Origin of the sequence: Desulforhabdus sp. TSK, from assembly GCF_022836495.1 — a bacterium.
Classification (GTDB): domain Bacteria; phylum Desulfobacterota; class Syntrophobacteria; order Syntrophobacterales; family Syntrophobacteraceae; genus Desulforhabdus.
In genome coordinates this window covers 1-805 of sequence record NZ_BQXM01000101.1, presented here as the reverse complement: position 1 = coordinate 805, position 805 = coordinate 1, and the positions used below count along the sequence as shown (strand labels likewise).

The 805-nt window shown below is 58.1% G+C and carries 1 protein-coding gene; it reads right to left on the bottom strand.

From position 1 onward, the window contains the following. The coding region (locus MWC30_RS21680; protein ID WP_244086283.1) for a site-specific integrase at positions 1 to 805 on the bottom strand (805 nt) is incomplete at both ends.

Genomic DNA, 805 nt, shown 5'->3' with positions numbered 1-805 from the left:
CGAGATGAAGGGTAATGGACTCCCACGAAAGCGTCGAAGTCATGGAGCACAACGGCCTCGATCGAGTAATTTCGACCAAGGGAGCGCTTGAGCTGAAGGTATGCCTCGATCTCGGGTGAGAGGAAGCCGGGGATGAATCGATTGACTTCCACTTGTATGGCGCCACCCTTTTCTTTTTCCCTCGAGCGAGGTGGTATCGGACCAAGGATGATCGGGGTCTCGCTTCTGCGTTCTTCCGGCACAGGGAGCGCTACCGTTCGAAGCTCTTCCGTAGCCAGCCTCAAGTAGACGCATGTGCTCTCTGCATCGCGATGCCCGAGCAGATCGCCTATGGCCTTAACCGATGCGCCCTGACGGAGCAAATGGGTGGCATAGGAGTGGCGCAGACAATGTGGCCCCTGATAGGGAATATCCAGTCCGCTCAACCGGACCCGCAGTTGAAAGGCCTCCGTTACGGCGGTGGGCTTCAGGGTACCTGAAGGTGCGCGGGCACGGAGGAACAACTGCCGATAGGGAAGGTTCGGCCTGCTTTCCTTGAGGTACTGAACGAGGAGGTCCCCGGCGGCATCGGTAAGAGGAAGAATAAGCTGTTGAGCCGTCTTGCGCTGGGGGACCCGTACGGTTTCGGCACGCCAGTCGATGTCGTCCAGTGTGAGTGAAACCACCTCACAGGTCCTCAACCCGTAGGTGGCAACCAGGAAAAGCATCGTGTAATCACGCAAACCGTAAGGGTTCGTCCTGTCGATGGAGGCGAGGAGCTGTTTTACGGTTTCCCACGGCAGATGGCGAGGTAGTCGCTCCAGCC